General features: G+C 65.8%; 18 protein-coding genes. 13 read left to right on the forward strand and 5 right to left on the reverse strand.

Features of this window, described 5'->3' with window-relative positions:
* Complete coding sequence (locus KVG96_RS04675) at window positions 1–771, reverse strand: 2OG-Fe(II) oxygenase (RefSeq protein WP_217891002.1); 771 nt, start codon at window positions 769–771, stop codon at window positions 1–3.
* A gap of 89 nt (window positions 772–860) precedes the next feature.
* A complete protein-coding gene (locus tag KVG96_RS04680; RefSeq protein ID WP_217891003.1) occupies window positions 861–1,487 on the reverse strand; it encodes an alanyl-tRNA editing protein in 627 nt (208 codons plus the stop codon).
* A 90-nt stretch (window positions 1,488–1,577) separates the two neighbouring features.
* Between KVG96_RS04680 and KVG96_RS04685 the strand changes: the two genes are divergently transcribed.
* Window positions 1,578–2,576, forward strand: a complete 999-nt coding sequence (locus tag KVG96_RS04685; RefSeq protein WP_217891004.1) for a LysR family transcriptional regulator — start codon at window positions 1,578–1,580, stop codon at window positions 2,574–2,576.
* A 63-nt stretch (window positions 2,577–2,639) separates the two neighbouring features.
* Here KVG96_RS04685 and KVG96_RS04690 read toward each other — a convergent pair whose 3' ends face one another.
* Together KVG96_RS04690 and KVG96_RS04695 are read right to left on the reverse strand one after the other, a co-directional pair.
* A complete protein-coding gene (locus tag KVG96_RS04690) occupies window positions 2,640–3,047 on the reverse strand; it encodes a PA2817 family protein (protein WP_085578146.1) in 408 nt (135 codons plus the stop codon).
* Between the two features lie 88 nt (window positions 3,048–3,135).
* Window positions 3,136–5,583, reverse strand: a complete 2,448-nt coding sequence (locus KVG96_RS04695) for an acyl-CoA dehydrogenase (protein ID WP_217891005.1) — start codon at window positions 5,581–5,583, stop codon at window positions 3,136–3,138.
* Window positions 5,584–5,831: 248 nt separating this feature from the next.
* On the opposite strand from KVG96_RS04695, the gene KVG96_RS04700 reads away from it, so the two are divergent.
* The 4 genes from KVG96_RS04700 to KVG96_RS04715 all read left to right on the forward strand — a co-directional run bounded on the left by KVG96_RS04700 (window position 5,832) and on the right by KVG96_RS04715 (window position 9,011).
* Entirely contained in the window at window positions 5,832–6,503 is a 672-nt protein-coding gene (locus KVG96_RS04700; RefSeq protein ID WP_217891006.1) for a transglutaminase-like domain-containing protein, read from the forward strand.
* A 43-nt stretch (window positions 6,504–6,546) separates the two neighbouring features.
* Window positions 6,547–7,170 (forward strand): glutathione S-transferase family protein, encoded by a 624-nt coding sequence (locus tag KVG96_RS04705; protein WP_217891007.1) that lies wholly within the window; start codon window positions 6,547–6,549, stop codon window positions 7,168–7,170.
* Between the two features lie 132 nt (window positions 7,171–7,302).
* Entirely contained in the window at window positions 7,303–8,235 is a 933-nt protein-coding gene (locus KVG96_RS04710; protein WP_217891008.1) for an ABC transporter ATP-binding protein, read from the forward strand.
* A complete protein-coding gene (locus KVG96_RS04715; protein ID WP_217891009.1) occupies window positions 8,232–9,011 on the forward strand; it encodes an ABC transporter permease in 780 nt (259 codons plus the stop codon). The genes KVG96_RS04710 and KVG96_RS04715 overlap by 4 nt, the downstream gene beginning before the upstream one ends.
* Window positions 9,012–9,100: 89 nt before the next feature.
* On the opposite strand, the gene KVG96_RS04720 is transcribed toward KVG96_RS04715, so the two are convergent.
* Window positions 9,101–9,619 carry a DUF2062 domain-containing protein gene (locus KVG96_RS04720; RefSeq protein ID WP_217891010.1) on the reverse strand — a complete coding sequence of 173 codons (519 nt, stop codon included), beginning with the start codon at window positions 9,617–9,619 and terminating at the stop codon, window positions 9,101–9,103.
* A gap of 136 nt (window positions 9,620–9,755) precedes the next feature.
* Between KVG96_RS04720 and KVG96_RS04725 the strand changes: the two genes are divergently transcribed.
* The 8 genes from KVG96_RS04725 (at window position 9,756) to murB (ending at window position 16,610) form a co-directional block, all read left to right on the forward strand.
* Window positions 9,756–11,999, forward strand: coding sequence for a DNA internalization-related competence protein ComEC/Rec2 (locus KVG96_RS04725; RefSeq protein ID WP_217891011.1), 2,244 nt, complete (start codon window positions 9,756–9,758; stop codon window positions 11,997–11,999).
* A gap of 89 nt (window positions 12,000–12,088) precedes the next feature.
* Complete coding sequence (locus KVG96_RS04730) at window positions 12,089–12,724, forward strand: MotA/TolQ/ExbB proton channel family protein (RefSeq protein WP_217891012.1); 636 nt, start codon at window positions 12,089–12,091, stop codon at window positions 12,722–12,724.
* Entirely contained in the window at window positions 12,721–13,149 is a 429-nt protein-coding gene (locus tag KVG96_RS04735; protein WP_217891013.1) for an ExbD/TolR family protein, read from the forward strand. Before KVG96_RS04730 ends, KVG96_RS04735 begins: the two co-directional genes overlap by 4 nt.
* Window positions 13,149–14,159 (forward strand): tetraacyldisaccharide 4'-kinase, encoded by a 1,011-nt coding sequence (gene lpxK, locus KVG96_RS04740; protein WP_217891014.1) that lies wholly within the window; start codon window positions 13,149–13,151, stop codon window positions 14,157–14,159. The genes KVG96_RS04735 and lpxK overlap by 1 nt, the downstream gene beginning before the upstream one ends.
* 24 nt (window positions 14,160–14,183) lie before the next feature.
* On the forward strand, window positions 14,184–14,369 hold the full coding sequence (locus KVG96_RS04745) for a Trm112 family protein (protein WP_085578288.1): 186 nt from the start codon (window positions 14,184–14,186) through the stop codon (window positions 14,367–14,369).
* Window positions 14,366–15,130, forward strand: a complete 765-nt coding sequence (gene kdsB / locus KVG96_RS04750) for a 3-deoxy-manno-octulosonate cytidylyltransferase (protein ID WP_217891015.1) — start codon at window positions 14,366–14,368, stop codon at window positions 15,128–15,130. Before KVG96_RS04745 ends, kdsB begins: the two co-directional genes overlap by 4 nt.
* Entirely contained in the window at window positions 15,130–15,594 is a 465-nt protein-coding gene (locus KVG96_RS04755; RefSeq protein WP_217891016.1) for a low molecular weight protein-tyrosine-phosphatase, read from the forward strand. Before kdsB ends, KVG96_RS04755 begins: the two co-directional genes overlap by 1 nt.
* Window positions 15,591–16,610: a UDP-N-acetylmuramate dehydrogenase gene (gene murB / locus KVG96_RS04760; protein ID WP_217891017.1), complete on the forward strand. Its 1,020-nt coding sequence runs from the start codon at window positions 15,591–15,593 to the stop codon at window positions 16,608–16,610. Before KVG96_RS04755 ends, murB begins: the two co-directional genes overlap by 4 nt.
* The last annotated feature ends 198 nt before the right edge of the window (window positions 16,611–16,808 follow it).

Below are 16,808 nucleotides of genomic sequence, written 5' to 3' on the forward strand. Positions count from 1 at the left end.
TCAGCTCCAGAAAGTCAGGGGTGAAGCGTTGCCGCGATAGCCGACGAAGAAGGACAGGCTCAGGCGCGGATCCGATACGCCGGGCGTCACCGAATGCATGCGTCGTGAGTTGAACATGATGAAATCCCCGGGCTGCGGCCGCACTTCCAGCGCCGGCGGGCCGAGCAGTTGCGGGTCGATGCCGTAGCTGTCGCCGCGCATTTCGTCGAAGCGGTCGGGGGAAATGTCGTCGTTCCACATCTGCAGCGCGCCGCCTTCGGTCGGCATGTTCAGGTACACGTTGCAGGCGAACTGCGCCGCCAGGCTCTTGGCCTGGAAACTGTCCGGCGCGTCCTTGGCGAAAATGTCGTGGTGGGCCAGGAAGCACACGCCCGGCTTCACCACCCGGGAGAGGCCGACGTACATCTTGCGGCCGTACAGGTTTTCCAGATGGGCCCCGGCAGGCCACGATTCGTCGAGCATGCAGCGCAAGGTGTCGATCGGCGAAGAGTAGGGTGCGCAGCGGTTACGCAATTCGGCGATGTTGCGGGTGGCGCGCTCGAAGTAGTCCTCGATCAGCAGCGGCTGGTTTTCCGCTTCATAGAACGCCATGCCGATGCGGCCGATGCTGGGGGCGTTGATGTAGCCCTCGAAGCCGGGGGCCAGGATCTTGTCGCCAATCTGGATCGCCAGCGACTGGGGCAAGAAGCCTTTGACGCGAATGGCGAGGACTTCTTCGTTGGCCAGTTTTTTTATGCACGTCTCATCGAGACGCTCGACGTCAAGCATCATGTTGTCAGGTCCATCTATCGAATAGTCAACGGAACCGGCGAAGGCGGTTCCCCGGCGTCGGACGCTGCGCAAGTCAACGTCCGAAATGCTCAATCCACGCTGTAGTGGACGGATAACGTGCCCTTTTTCTGCGAAAGGGACGCGATCGTGACTGTGCCCAAATCCTTCAGGCTACGTACATGGGTGCCGCCGCAGCCGTAGGCCGGCAGCGCACCGAAACCGATTTCCCGCGCGCCTTCGCGCAGGGAGGTCAAGCGGGGCAGGTCGTGTTCGATCCATTGCCCGATGCCGTACTGGACGGTCTGCGCGTCGACTTCCTGCGCCGCGTCCCCCGGCTTGAACTGCACCCGGCCCTCGTCCGGCCAGTGATGGGCCTTGACCGGCGTCCAGCCCAGGGCCTGCACGAAGTGGCCGATCAGGTGGCCGGCCGAATGCATGCGGGTGTTGAAACGGCGGCGTTGTTCGTCGACGCGGATCTGCACCATGCCCGGCGCAACCGGCCGGTCGACGTAATGGACGATTCGCTCCGGTTCCTGCACCACGCGCAGCACCTCGCTTTCGCCGATCCATCCGGTGTCGCAGGGCTGGCCGCCGCCTTGCGGGTGGAACAGGGTCGCGCGCAGCACCACGGCGAATTCGTTCTCGTGGGGCGTGCAGTCGAGGACTTCCACATTGGCCTTGAGGTCATCACTATGGAAAAAGAGGCGGAGCGTCATATTCCATGCCCTTATTAAAGTTTCTTTTTTAATTATATGAATCGTGCAATAACGTGATAATCCGTTCAAAGATCAAAGGACTGTTGCGCTGTGAGCATAAATCTACCGCTGCCGCTGCTGGGTGAGATGGCGATCTTCGTCAAGGTCGTGGAGACCGGCAGCTTCTCCGAGGCCGCCCGCCAACTGGGCTCTTCGCCATCGGCGGTCAGCCGCAGCATTTCGCGCCTGGAGAAGGCGTTGGCTACGCGCCTGCTGCAGCGCACCACGCGCAAGCTGCGCCTGAGCGACGGCGGGGAAGAGGTGTTCAAGCGTTGCCGGGAAATGGTCAGCGCCGCCAGGTCGGTGATGGAGATCAGCGGTCAGTACACCCATGAGGCCGAAGGCCTGGTGCGGGTCAGCGTGCCGAAAGCGGTGGGGCGGTTCGTGATCCATCCGCACATGCCGGAGTTCTTGCGTCGCTATCCGAAGGTCGATGTGGAACTGCTGCTGGAGGACCGTCAGGTAGACCTGATCGACGACCATGTCGACCTGGCGATCCGCATCACCGACCGCCCTCCGGCCGGGCTGGTCGGACGTCAGTTGCTGACCATCGACCATCTGCTGTGCGCCACGCCGCAGTATCTGGCCGAACACGGCACGCCGACCCACCCTCACGATTTGCTCAACCACAGTTGCATCTACCTGGGCGAAACCCCGAGCGATGCGCGCTGGAAATTCAAGAAAGGCAGCAAGTCAGTGACCGTCGGCGTACGCGGCCGGTATGCCGCCAACCACACCGGCGTGCGGTTGGGGGCGGTGCTGCAGCACATCGGTATCGGCAGCCTGCCGTACTTTACCGCCCGTTATGCCCTGGAGCAGGGCCTGGTCGTGCAGGTGCTGCCGGACTGGACGTTCCTGGCGTCCTACCACGGCGGCCTGTGGCTGCTGCATTCGCCGACGCGGTATCTGCCGCCCAAGCTGCGGGTGTTCATCGACTATCTGGTGGCGTGCCTGGAAAAGGAACCGACCCTGAGCAAGCCCGGAAAGCCGGGCAGCGCGAACAAGGTGATGGCCGCGTACGAACTCCCGGAAAGCGACGGCCTGCTGTAGGCGAGGCGCAATGAAAAGGCCCGCATGGACAACCATGCGGGCCTTTTCGTTTCACCGGGAGACTCAGTGCTTGATGTCTTGGTCCGGCATCGCCAGCAACTGCTTTTCCTGGTTCCAGTCGAACGGTTCGTCGTTCTGTTCGGCTTCGTAGCGACGCTCTTCCAGCGCCTGGTAAAGGTCGATCTCTTCGTCGGCCAGGTAGTGCAGGCAGTCGCCGCCGAAGTACCACAGCAGATCCCGCGGGATCAGGTGGGCGATCTGCGGGTAGCGGCTGATGATCTGGCACAGGATGTCCTGGCCCAGGTACTGGCTCTCGATCGGATCGACCGGCAGTTGTGCGCGGAGCTCGTCGAAGCGCTCCAGGAACAGGGCATGGCTCTCTTCAGGCACTTGATCGGCCTCGCCCACGGCGACCAGGATGGTGCGCAGATGGTCGAGCAAAACCAGATGATCGGCAACGATGTTGGACACGGGATAAGTCCTCAAGAGCAAAACGGGCGCGGAGTATAAAGCCACCGCGCCCCTTTTTCACGGCCAAAGCGCCGCATGGCCCGAAGGCTCAGCGCACCTTGCCTTCGGTCGGCGCCAGTTGCGCCTTGTCGAAGTCATCGACGTCGATCACCTTGCGCCGCGCCGCCTCGGCGTTGCGCAGGGTCTGGGCCTCCATCGGCTGCAGCACGCCGGCCTCCAGCGCCGCCTCGATGGCATGTTCCCCTGCGGCCGGTTTGACCTGCCCGCTCTTGAGCGCCGTGTGCAGCTTTTTGTTCAGCGGCTGCGCAGCCGACAGCAGGTCGCTGGCGTGCTGCAGGGCGCCCACCGGATCCTCGGCCGACTGCGGGCGATAGCAGCCGCCCAGCAGTTCCTCCAATGTCGGATCCCCCTTGGCGCGGCCGATGACGGCCGCCACTTCGGCGCCGAGCCTGTCCGACGGGCCCTTGTGGCGTCGGCCGAACGGAAACACGACAAGCCGCAGCAGGCAGCCGAACACCCGGTTCGGAAAGTTGGTCAGCAACTCATCCAGCGCCTTCTCCGATTGGCCGAGGCTTTCCTCCATCGCCCAGGTGAACAGCGGCTCCATGTGCTCCGGCGAGTCCAGGTCGTGGTAGCGCTTGAGCGCCGCCGAAGCCAGGTACAGGTTGCTCAGCACATCGCCCAGCCGCGCCGACAGCCGTTCGCGGCGCTTCAGTTCGCCGCCCAGCAGCATCATGCTCAGGTCGGCCAGCAGGGCGAACGCCGCCGCCTGGCGGTTGAGCGCGCGGAAGTAACCTTGGCTGAGCCGGTTTCCCGGCGCCTTTTCGAAGTGGTCCAACCCGAGGTTCAGCACCAGGGTGCTGGCGGCGTTGCCCACGGCGAAGCCGATGTGCCTGAGCAACAAACCATCGAATTCCTTCAGCGCCTGTTCCTTGTCTTCGCGGCCGGCCAAGGCCATTTCCTTGAGCACGAACGGATGGCAGCGGATCGCGCCCTGGCCGAAGATCATCAGGTTGCGCGACAGGATGTTCGCGCCTTCGACGGTGATGAAGATCGGCGCGCCGTTCCAGCTGCGCCCCAGGTAGTTGTTCGGGCCCATGATGATCGCCTTGCCGCCGTGCACGTCCATGGCGTGGCTGATGCATTCGCGGCCGCGTTCGGTGAGGTGGTACTTGAGGATCGCCGACAGCACCGAAGGCTTCTCGCCCAGGTCCACCGCGTTGGCGGTCAGCATCCGCGCGGCGTCCATCATCCAGGCGTTGCCGCCGATGCGCGCCATGGCTTCCTGGATGCCTTCGAACGCCGACAGCGGCACGTTGAACTGTTCGCGGATCTGCGCGTACTGCCCGGTCACCAGGCTGGTGAACTTGGCCGCGCCGGTGCCGACCGCCGGCAACGAGATCGAACGCCCCACCGACAGGCAGTTCATCAGCATCATCCAGCCCTTGCCGAGCATGTCCCGGCCGCCGATGAGGAAGTCCAGGGGGATGAACACGTCCGTGCCCGAGTTCGGGCCGTTCATGAACGCCGCGCCCAGCGGCAGATGGCGACGGCCGATGTTCACGCCGGGGGTGTCGGTGGGGATCAGCGCCAGGCTGATGCCCAGGTCCTCCTGGTCGCCCAGCAGATGGTCGGGGTCGTAGGCCTTGAAGGCGAGGCCGAGCAGGGTGGCCACCGGGCCGAGGGTGATGTAGCGCTTTTCCCAGTTCAGGCGCAGGCCGAGGGTTTCCTCGCCTTCCCACTGGCCTTTGCAAATGATGCCGGTGTCGGGCATGGCGCCGGCGTCCGAGCCGGCGAGCGGCCCGGTGAGGGCGAAGCACGGAATGTCGTCGCCACGGGCCAGGCGCGGCAGGTAGTGGTTGCGCTGCTCGTCGGTGCCGTAGTGCAGCAGCAGTTCGGCCGGCCCCAGGGAGTTGGGTACCATCACCGTGGAGGCGAGGTCGCCGCTGCGGGTGGCCAGCTTCATCGCCACCTGGGAGTGGGCATAGGCCGAGAAGCCCTTGCCGCCGAACTCCTTCGGAATGATCAGGGCAAAGAAGCCGTGTTCCTTGATGTGCGCCCAGGCCTCGGGCGGCAGATCCATCGCCTGGCCGATCTGCCAGTCGCTGACCATGGCGCAGAGGGCTTCGGTGGGGCCGTCGATGAACGCCTGTTCCTCTTCGCTCAGCTCGGCCTTGGGATAGGACAGCAGCTTGTCCCAGTCGGGGCGGCCGCTGAACAGTTCGCCGTCCCACCAGACCGTGCCGGCGTCGATGGCGTCGCGTTCGGTCTGCGACATCGGCGGCAGGGTCTTCTGGAACCAGTCGAACAGCGGTGCGCTGAAGTGCCGGCGGCGCAGGTCCGGCAGCAGCAGCGGGGCGGCGACCAGCGCCAGCAGGATCCACAGCGCCAGCAGGAGCCCGCCGGGAGCGCGCCCGAAAATGCCCATGGCCAGCAGGTAGGCGGCGACGATGCCCAGCGCCGGCAGCGGTGCGGTCCGGCGATGGGCGAGATACGCCACGCCGACGATCAGAACCAGTATCCACAACAACAGCATATTGAGTCCTCCGTGAACCAGGGCAAAACGACCTCCCAGAGCTTAGACGGCATCCGCGAAAACGGACGGTCGGATCGGTCTGACTGAACGCGTGGGAAACCCCGGATGGCTTTCGTAAGTTCGGTGGGCAACAGCTGTGGGAAATCGTTCGTCAATCCCGCAGCTTTGCGTGCATGTTTGGCCGAAACGTCGTTATCTCTGCGCCCGGGCGCTCGCTAGACTCGGGATTCACCCAGGAGATGACCGTCATGCGCGAGTATTTGAGCCCCGGCCGCTTCATTGATAGCGACCACCCCGCGGTGGTGGAGTTCGCAGAACTGCACCGCGGCCCGGACCGCGATCCGCGCGCGCAGGCGGTCAGTCTTTATTACGCCGTGCGCGAGGCGGTGCGCTACAACCCCTATACCTTCAGCCGCGATCCGGACACCCTGCGCGGCAGTTATGCCCTGGCCGCCGGCGAGAGCTACTGCGTGCCCAAGGCCACGCTGCTGGCCGGTTGCGCACGGCATTGCGGGATCGCCGCGCGCATCGGCCTGGCGGACGTGCGCAATCATCTGTCGACCCCGCGCCTGCTGGAGCTGCTCAAAAGCGATGTGTTCGCCATGCACGGCTACACCGAGCTGTTCCTGGACGGCCGCTGGGTCAAGGCCACGCCGGCGTTCAACCAAGGGCTCTGCGAGCTGTTCAACGTCGCGCCGCTGGAATTCGACGGGATCCATGACAGCGTGTTCCACCCCTACAACCGCGACGGCGAGCTACTGATGGAGTACCTGGTGGATCACGGCCAGTTCGCCGATGTGCCGGACGATTTGTTTTTCGGGCACATCCGACAGTGCTACCCGCACCTGTTCGGTGAGGGCCAACCGCCGTTGCTGGGGGACATGCAGGGCGACCTGACGTGTGATGCCAAGGGCGGCTGATCCGGCGTATGCTGCCCGCCCGTTCAATGGAAAGGAGGCGGTCATGCTGAAGATCTGGGGTCGCAAGAATTCGTCGAATGTCAGGAAACCGCTGTGGGCCGCCGAAGAGCTGGGGCTGGCCTACGAGGCGATCGATGCCGGCGGCGCGTTCGGCGTGGTCGATACGCCGCAGTACCGGGCCATGAACCCGAACGGCCGGGTGCCGGTGATCGAGGACGACGGCCTGGTGCTGTGGGAGTCCAACGCCATCGTCCGTTACCTGCTGGCCACGCATGCGGCCGGCACCGCCTGGTATCCGGCCGATCCGCGTGCCCGCGCCGTCGCCGACAAGTGGATGGACTGGACGACCTCCAGTTTCGCCGGGCCGTTTCGCACCGTGTTCTGGGGTGTGCTGCGCACGCCGGCGGAGCGGCAGGACTGGCCGGCGATCCACGCCGCCGTCAAGGAATGCGAAGGGTTGCTGGCGATGGCCGATGAAGCCCTGAAGCAGCAGCCGTACTTATCCGGAAACGAAATCGGCATGGGCGACATTCCGCTGGGCAGTTTCATCTATGCCTGGTTCGAAATGCCCATCGAACGGGCGCCGCTGCCGCACCTGCAGGCCTGGTACGAGCGACTGAAGCAGCGTGCGGCGTACCGCAAGGCGGTCATGACCGCGTTGACTTAATACCTACTATCGACACACTTGACTGTACTTGTGCGGCGACGGCAAGCACCATGGCGCCCATGCGTCGCGGTTGTTTCCCTCGCCGCCGGCTTTTCCCCATTCCATATTTCCTTCTTGGTGCGTAAATCCGATATGAGTTCCGCTCTGTCCATCCGGCAGCTAACCAAAACCTACGGCAACGGGTTCCAGGCCTTGAACGGTATCGATCTGGACGTCGCCGAGGGTGACTTCTTCGCCTTGCTCGGCCCCAACGGCGCCGGCAAGTCCACGACCATCGGCATCCTGTCGACCCTGGTGAACAAGACCAGCGGCACGGTCAACATTTTCGGCAACGACCTGGACAAGAACCCCGCCGCGCTCAAGCGCTCGATCGGCGTGGTGCCCCAGGAGTTCAACTTCAACCAGTTCGAGAAGACCTTCGACATCGTCGTGACCCAGGCCGGCTACTACGGCATCCCGGCGCGGGTCGCCAAGGAGCGCGCCGAGCAGTACCTGACCCAGCTCGGCCTGTGGGACAAGCGCGATGTGCCGTCGCGTTCGCTGTCCGGCGGCATGAAGCGCCGCCTGATGATCGCCCGCGCGCTGATCCACGAGCCGCGCCTGTTGATCCTCGACGAGCCGACCGCAGGCGTCGACATCGAACTGCGCCGCTCGATGTGGAGCTTCCTCACGGAGCTCAACCAGAAGGGCATCACGATCATCCTCACCACGCATTACCTGGAGGAGGCCGAGCAGTTGTGCCGCAACATCGGGATCATCGACCACGGCACCATCGTCGAGAACACCAGCATGCGCCAGCTGCTCGGCCAGCTGCATGTGGAGACCTTCCTGCTCGACCTCAAGAACGGCCTGCAGGCCGCGCCGCAACTGGCCGGTTATCCGTGCCGGCTGGTGGACGGCCACACCCTGGAGGTCCAGGTCGACAAGACCATGGGCATCACCGCGCTGTTCGGCCAACTGGCCCTGCAGAACATCGAAGTGCTGAGCCTGCGCAACAAAACCAATCGCCTCGAGGAGCTGTTCGTGTCTTTGGTCGAGAAGAACCTGTCGAAGGTGGCGGTATGAGTTCCGAACTGCGCCCCAACCTCGTCGCCCTGAACACCATCGTCTACCGCGAAGTCAAACGCTTCACCCGGATCTGGCCGCAGACCCTGCTGCCGCCGGCGATCACCATGGTCCTGTACTTCGTGATCTTCGGCAACCTGATCGGCCGGCAGATCGGCGACATGGGCGGCTTCACCTATATGGAGTACATCGTGCCGGGGCTGATCATGATGTCGGTGATCACCAACTCCTACGGCAACGTGGTGTCGAGCTTCTTCGGCAGCAAGTTCCAGCGTTCCATCGAAGAGCTGATGGTCTCGCCGGTGTCGCCGCACACGATCCTGGTCGGCTACACCCTGGGCGGCGTGCTGCGCGGCCTGATGGTGGGCATCATCGTGACCCTGCTGTCGCTGTTCTTCACCCGCCTGCAGGTGCATCACCTGGGCGTCACCGTGCTGGTGGTGGTGCTGACCGCGACGATCTTCTCGCTGCTGGGCTTCATCAACGCGGTGTTTGCGCGCAACTTCGACGACATCTCGATCATCCCGACCTTCGTGCTGACCCCGCTGACCTACCTGGGCGGCGTGTTCTATTCGATCAGCCTGCTGCCGCCGTTCTGGCAGACCGTGTCGCTGGCCAACCCGGTGCTGCACATGGTCAACGCGTTCCGCTACGGTATCCTCGGCGTGTCGGACATCAGCATCGGCACCGCCATCACGTTCATGCTGGTGGCGACGTTGGCGCTGTACATCGGCTGCGCACGGTTGCTGGTGAGCGGGCGCGGGATGCGCACCTGAGTACCGGTTGCGACCATCGCCGGCCCGCTGGCGATGGCTGCAGGCCAGGCACCCAAAAAACGGCCTCCGGAGATGGAGGCCGTTTGCGTTCATGGCATTCGGTTTCTCTTGCGCCGCGCCCATTGCCGGGCCACCCACCAGCGCCAGTACATCATCACCGTGAAGTAGGCGAGGGCGCCCAGCGCCAGCCCCGTCACCACCGAGCCCAGCAGGAACGGCTTCCACAGGGTGGAGAGTTCGCCGCTGATCCATTCCCAGGTCAGTTCGTCGGGCAGGGTCCTGGCCGGAACGTCCATCAGCCACGCACCGGCCTGATAGGTGCAGAAGAACACCGCCGGCATGGTGATCGGGTTGGTCAGCCAGACCAGGCTGACGGCGATCGGCATGTTGCCGCGCACCATGATCGCCAGCACGGCCGCCACCAGCATCTGCGCCGGGATCGGCAGGAACGCCGCGAACAGGCCGACCGCCATGGCGCGGGCCACCGAGTGGCGGTTGAGGTGCCAGAGGTTGGGGTCATGCAGCAGCGTGCCGAGAAAGCGTAAGGACTTGTGTTCCCTGATGCTCGTCGGGTCGGGCATGTAACGTTTGAATAAGCGCCGGGGCATAAGGCTTCTCGGTCGGTCAAGGCGGCAAGTATGTCTGGATTCTAGAAGCGGCCCATTCAGACTTTGTGACAATTGTTGACGACGTTTGGGGCCCGGATCCGCTATGCCTGAAGGCGGGACTCTCAAGGACGGGCGTATGCGCACAGGGATGATGGCGCTGGCGGCCGGTCTGCTGGCCCCGGTTTTTTTGCCGGCCTTGCCGCCGGTCGGGCTTTTGTGGGCGATGCCGGTGGCGGTGCTGATGCTGCTGCCGTTTCGCGGTTATCCCTTGGCCTTTCTGCTGTTCGGTTTCATGTGGACGGGCCTCGGCGCCCATTGGGCGCTGGACGACCGCTTGCCGGCGGCGCTGGAGGGCGAGACGCGTTGGGTCGAAGGGCGGGTGACCGGCCTGCCGCAGAACGGCGGGGGTGTGGTGCGGTTCGAACTGGCCGACGCCCGTTCGCGCCATGAACGGCTGCCGGCGAAGATGCGCCTGGCCTGGTACGACGGGCCGCCGGTCAACAGCGGCGAGCGCTGGCGTCTGGCGGTGAAGCTCAAGCGCCCGGGCGGCCTGCTCAATCCCGACGCCTTCGATCCGGAAGCCTGGGCGCTGGCGCAGCGCATCGGCGCGACCGGCACGGTCAAGGACGGCCAACGGTTGTCGGCGGCGCAGTGGGCCTGGCGTGACGGCATCCGCCAGCGCCTGCTCGCCGTGGACGCGCAGGGCCGCAACGCCGCGCTGGCGGCGCTGGTGCTGGGCGACGGCTCGGGGCTGGCGCGTGAAGACTGGCAGATCCTGCAGGACACCGGCACCGTGCATTTGCTGGTGATTTCCGGCCAGCACATCGGCCTGTTGGCGGCGGTCGTCTATGGGCTGGTCGCCGGCCTGGCGAGGTGGGGCCTGTGGCCGGTGCGTTGGCCGTGGTTGCCGTGGGCCTGCGCACTGGCGTTCGCGACGGCCCTGGGATACGGCCTGTTGGCCGGGTTCGACGTGCCGGTGCGGCGCGCCTGTGTGATGGTCGCGCTGGTGCTGCTGTGGCGTCTGCGCTTTCGCCATCTGGGCCTGTGGTGGCCGCTGCTGCTGGCGTTCGACGCCGTTTTGCTGATGGATCCGCTGGCCAGCCTGCGCCCGGGGTTCTGGCTGTCGTTCGCGGCGGTGGCGGTGCTGATCTTCACCTTCGGCGGCCGTTTGGGGCCATGGCGATGGTGGCAGACGTGGACGCGGGCGCAGTGGCTGATCGCGCTCGGCCTGTGCCCGGTGCTGTTGGCGCTGGGCTTGCCGGTCAGCCTCAGCGGGCCGCTGGTCAATCTGCTGGCGGTGCCCTGGGTCAGTCTGGCGGTGCTGCCGCCGGCCTTGCTCGGCACGGTGCTGCTGCCGGTTGCGCCGGTGGGGGAAGCCCTGCTGTGGCTGGCCGGCGGGCTGATCGAGGGACTGTTCCGTGGTCTGGCCCTGATCGCCGGGCAATGGCCGGCATGGACGGCCGCCACGGTCGCGGGCTGGGTCTGGGCGCTTGGGGCGCTGGGGGCCGTTCTGCTGCTGTTGCCCAGGGGCGTGCCGATGCGTCCCCTGGGCTGGCCGTTGCTGTTGCTGCTGGCGGTGCCGCCCCGGGAAGGGCTGGACGAGGGCGTCGCCGACGTCTGGCAGTTCGACGTCGGGCAAGGCCTGGCGGTGCTGGTGCGTACCCGCCATCACGCGTTGCTGTATGACGCCGGCCCGCGTATGGGCGATTTCGATGCCGGTGAGCGGGTGGTGCTGCCGGCGCTGCGCAAACTGGATGTCCGGCGGCTGGACCTGTTGTTGCTCAGCCATGCCGACGCCGACCACGCCGGCGGCGGATTGGCGGTGTTGCGCGGCTTGCCCGTCAGCCGGGTGATGAGCGGCGACCCGGCGGGGCTTGCGGGCGGGCTGTACGCCGAGGCCTGCGCCAGCGGCCGGCAATGGCAGTGGGACGGCGTCGTTTTCCGGCTGTGGCAATGGGACGCGGCCCACGACAGCAATCAGCGCTCCTGTGTCCTTCAGGTCGACGCCGCCGGCGAGCGCCTGCTGTTGACCGGCGACATCGATGCCGCCGCCGAGCGCGCCTTGCTCGACAGCCCGTTGGCGCAGCCGGTGCGCTGGTTGCAGGCGCCGCATCACGGCAGCCGCACGTCATCGTCGATGGCGTTGCTCAGGGGATTGCGCCCCGAGTCCGTGCTGATTTCCCGGGGGCAAGGCAATTCGTTCGGCCACCCGCACCCGACCGTGACCGCGCGTTACCGCCATCAGGGCATCCATATCTACGACAGTGCCCGGCACGGCGCCCTCCACCTTCGGCTGGGCCGGTTCCAGCCGCCCCGCGTCCTGCGTCAGCAGGGGCGGTTCTGGCGCGACCCACCGCCGCCGGCCGAGACGCGCCGTTGAGCCGTCACAGGGCACGGTCGTCGGAGCGACGGGTCGTCATCGTGAACCGGTATGGTAAAGTGGCGCACTTTTTCGAGGGGGCTGTCACTGTGTGGGAATTGGTCAAATCCGGCGGCTGGATGATGTTGCCGATCATTCTGAGTTCCATCGCCGCCATGGCGATCGTCGCCGAGCGCCTGTGGACCCTGCGGGCCAGCCGCGTGACCCCGGAGCACCTGCTCGGTCAGGTCTGGGTGTGGATCAAGGACAAGCAGCTCAACAAGGAAAAACTCAAGGAACTGCGCGCCAATTCGCCGCTGGGCGAGATCCTCGCGGCGGGCCTGGCCAACTCCAAGCACGGTCGCGAGATCATGAAGGAGTGCATCGAAGAGGCGGCCGCCCGAGTCATCCACGAGCTGGAGCGCTACGTCAACGCCCTGGGCACCATCGCCGCCATGGCGCCGCTGCTGGGCCTTTTGGGCACGGTGCTGGGCATGATCGACATCTTCAGCGCGTTCACCGGCTCCGGCATGACCACCAACGCGTCCGTGCTGGCCGGCGGCATCTCCAAGGCCCTGATCACCACGGCGGCGGGCCTGATGGTCGGCATTCCGTCGGTGTTCTTCCACCGTTTCCTGCAACGGCGCATCGATGAGCTGGTGGTGGGCATGGAGCAGGAAGCGATCAAGCTGGTCGAGGTGGTGCAGGGCGACCGTGACGTCGACCTGGCCGGAGCCAAAGCGTGAAGTTCCGTCGCAAGCCCCGGGAAACCATCGACATCAACCTCGCGTCGCTGATCGACGTGGTGTTCATCTTGCTGCTGTTTTTCGTCGTGACCACCACGTTCACCCGTGAGACCCAGCTGCGCGTCGACTTGCCGGAAGCGGTCAGCGGTTCGCCCGCCGAAGACCAGCAGGTCAAGCAGTTGGACGTCGCCATCAACGCCGAGGGCGTGTTCTCGGTGAACAACCGGATCCTGCCGAAGAATGATCTGGCGACCCTGATGGAAGCCATGCAGAAGGAATCCAATGGCGACACCAACATGCCGTTGTCGATCAGCGCCGACGGCAAGACCCAGCACCAATCGGTGATCACCGCCATGGACGCGGCCGGCAAGCTTGGCTTCAGCCATCTGCGCATGACCACGGTCGAGGCGGCGCCCAAATCCTGATGGCCATGTCCGATCGATTGCTCGCCGCCTGGTACGAGGGGCATCCGGCCCTGAACCTGCTGCGGCCGCTGGAGTGGCTGTACCGCCGCGTCGTCGACGGCAAGCGCCGGCGTTTCCTGGACGGCGAAGGCGCGATCTATCAGGCGCCGGTGCCGGTGGTCGTGGTCGGCAACATTACGGTCGGCGGCACCGGCAAGACGCCGATGATCCTCTGGCTGATCGAGCACTGCCGGCGCAGCGGCCTGCGGGTCGGCGTGGTCAGCCGCGGCTACGGCGCCCGGCCGCCGGCGTTGCCGTGGCGGGTCGAGGCCGATCAGGGGGCCGACGTGGCCGGCGACGAGCCGTTGCTGATCGTGCGGCGCACCGGTGTGCCGCTGATGATCGACCCCGACCGCAGCGCCGCCGTCAAAGCCTTGCTCGAGAGCGAACCGCTGGACCTGATCCTGTCCGACGACGGCATGCAGCATTACCGTCTGGCCCGGGACCTGGAACTGGTGCTGATCGACGCCGCCCGCGGCCTGGGCAACCGGCGCTGCCTGCCCGCCGGACCGCTGCGCGAACCGGTCGAGCGGCTGCAGAGCGTCGACGGCGTGCTGTACAACGGCGCTGCCGCCGACCGCGACGACGGTTTCGCTTTCCGCCTGCAACCCACGGCGCTGGTCAACCTGCGCAGCGGCGAACGCCGGCCGCTGGATCATTTCCCTGCCGGCCAGGCCCTGCACGCGGTGGCCGGGATCGGCAATCCGCAACGTTTCTTCAATACCCTCGAAGCGCTAGACTGGCGACCTGTTCCGCATGCGTTTGCCGACCACGCCGAGTACAGCGTGCAGGCCTTGAATTTCACGCCGTCATTGCCGTTGGTGATGACCGAGAAGGACGCGGTGAAGTGCCGTGCCTTCGCCGCCGCCGACTGGTGGTACCTGGCGGTCGATGCCGTGCCGTCGCCGGCCTTCGTGGCCTGGTTCGACACCCAACTGATGCGCCTGCTGCCGGATCGGCTTTTGCCTTAAACCGTTTTCATCCAGGGAATGTTCATGGACACCAAACTGCTCGACATCCTCGCGTGCCCCGTCTGCAAAGGCCCGCTCAAGCTCAGCGCCGACAAGACCGAACTGATCAGCAAGGGCGCAGGCCTGGCCTACCCGATCCGCGACGGCATCCCGGTGATGCTCGAAAGCGAAGCCCGCACCCTGACCAGCGACGAGCGCCTGGACAAATGAGCACAGCGTTCACCGTCGTCATTCCGTCGCGCTTCGCCTCCACCCGCCTGCCGGGCAAGCCGTTGCTGCCGATCGCCGGCAAGCCGATGATCCAGCATGTCTGGGAACAGGCGAGCAAGAGCGGCGCCGACCGCGTGGTGGTGGCCACCGACGATGCGCGCATCGTCGAGGCCTGCAACGCGTTCGGCGCCGAAGTGGTGCTGACCCGCGAAGACCACAACTCCGGCACCGACCGCCTGGCCGAAGTGGCCGCGAAACTGGGCCTGGCGCCGGACGCCATCGTGGTCAACGTGCAGGGCGACGAGCCGTTGATCCCGCCGAGCGTGATCGATCAGGTGGCCGCCAACCTCGCGGCCCACACCGAGGCGCGCATGGCCACCCTGGCCGAGCCGATCGAGGACGTGGACACCCTGTTCAACCCCAACGTGGTCAAGGTCGTCAGTGACCTCAACGGCCTGGCGCTGACCTTCAGCCGCGCCACCCTGCCGTGGGCCCGCGACGCGTTCGCCAAGAGCCGCGAGCAACTGCCGGAGGGCGTGCCGTACCGCCGCCACATCGGCATCTATGCCTACCGCGCCGGGTTCCTCCAGGACTTCGTGAACTGGGGCCCGTGCTGGCTTGAGAACACCGAGTCCCTGGAGCAGCTGCGTGCCCTGTGGCACGGCGTGCGCATCCACGTGGCCGATGCGTTGATCGCGCCGCCGACGGGGGTCGACACCGCCGAGGACCTCGAGCGCGTCCGTCGCCTGCTGGAGGCCTGATGCGCGTTCTGTTCGTGTGTCTGGGCAACATCTGCCGCTCGCCCACCGCCGAAGGTGTATTGCGCCACAAACTGCGCGAAGCGGGGCTGGCGGGGCAGGTCGAAGTGGCCTCCGCCGGCACCGGCGACTGGCACGTCGGCAACCCGCCGGACAAGCGCAGCCAGGCCGCGGCCAAACTGCGCGGCTACGACCTGTCGGCCCAGCGGGCGCAGCAGGTCAGCCGCGCCGACTTCGCCAGCTACGACCTGATTCTGGCGATGGACAACAGCAACCTGCGCAACCTCAAGGCGATGCAGCCGTCCACCGGTAAGGCCGAACTGGACCTGTTCCTGCGCCGCTACGAAGGTGAGGTCGATGAAGTGCCGGATCCGTACTACGACGGCGATCAAGGGTTCGAGCAAGTGCTGGACCTGATCGAGCGCGCCTGCGACCGGTTGCTGATCGAAGTGAAGGGGCGGTTATGAGTCTGTCGGTGCAACCGCAGGTTTCCCTGAAACCGTTCAATACCTTTGGCGTAGACGTGCGGGCGCAACTGTTCGCCGAAGCCCGCAACGACGCCGACGTGCGCGAGGCCCTGGCTTATGCGGCGGCGCAGCAGCTGCCGCTGCTGGTGATCGGCGGCGGCAGCAACCTGCTGCTGACGGCGGATGTGCCGGCGCTGGTGCTGCGCATGGTCAGCCGCGGGATCCGGGTGGTCGGCGAGGACGGCGACCGCGTGGTGCTGGAGGCCGAGGCGGGCGAGCCGTGGCATCCGTTCGTGCAGCACACGCTGGCGCTGGGCCTGTCGGGCCTTGAGAACCTCAGCCTGATCCCCGGCACCGTCGGGGCGGCGCCGATGCAGAACATCGGCGCCTACGGCGTCGAGATCAAGGACGTGTTCGCCGGCCTCACGGCGCTGGATCGCCAGACCGGCGAACTGCGCGACTTCACGCTGGCGGAGTGCGGGTTCGCTTACCGCGACAGCGTGTTCAAGCAACATCCTGGCCGTTGGCTGATCCTGCGGGTGCGCTTCAACCTGAACCGGGCGGCCCACCTGCACCTGGAATACGGGCCGGTGCGTCAGCGCCTGACCGAACAGGGCATCGAGCAGCCTACCCCCAGCGACGTGAGCCACGCCATCTGCAGCATCCGCAGCGAGAAACTGCCGGATCCGGCGGTGCTCGGCAATGCCGGCAGTTTCTTCAAGAACCCGCTGGTGCCGGCGCAGACGGCGGCGCAGATCAAGGCGCAGCACCCGGACCTGGTGGCCTATCCGCAGGCGGACGGTCAGGTGAAGCTGGCCGCCGGCTGGCTGATCGAGCGGGCAGGGTGGAAGGGTTTCCGCGAGGGCGACGCCGGGGTGCACAAGCTGCAGGCTCTGGTGCTGGTCAACTACGGCGCGGCCACCGGCCTGCAACTGTTCGACCTGGCGCAACGCATCCAGAAAGACATTGCAGAACGTTTCAATGTCGAGCTGGAAATGGAGCCCAACCGGTATTGAGGCTACGCTTCCAAGGCCCGGCCCAAAGCCCTGCACCGGACACCGGTGCAGGGCTTTTTTGTTAATGCTGGGTTAACTTAGCGAGCTAACGATGCAAGTCATTTGCTCCACCGAAGGCCCGGTGCAGACGCATCCCGTCGGCACAAGAGAGCCGCATTAGCCTGAGTCGATCTGCACGAACCACCGCCGTGCCTGCGG

It is taken from the genome of Pseudomonas ekonensis (assembly GCF_019145435.1).
Taxonomy (GTDB): domain Bacteria; phylum Pseudomonadota; class Gammaproteobacteria; order Pseudomonadales; family Pseudomonadaceae; genus Aquipseudomonas; species Aquipseudomonas ekonensis.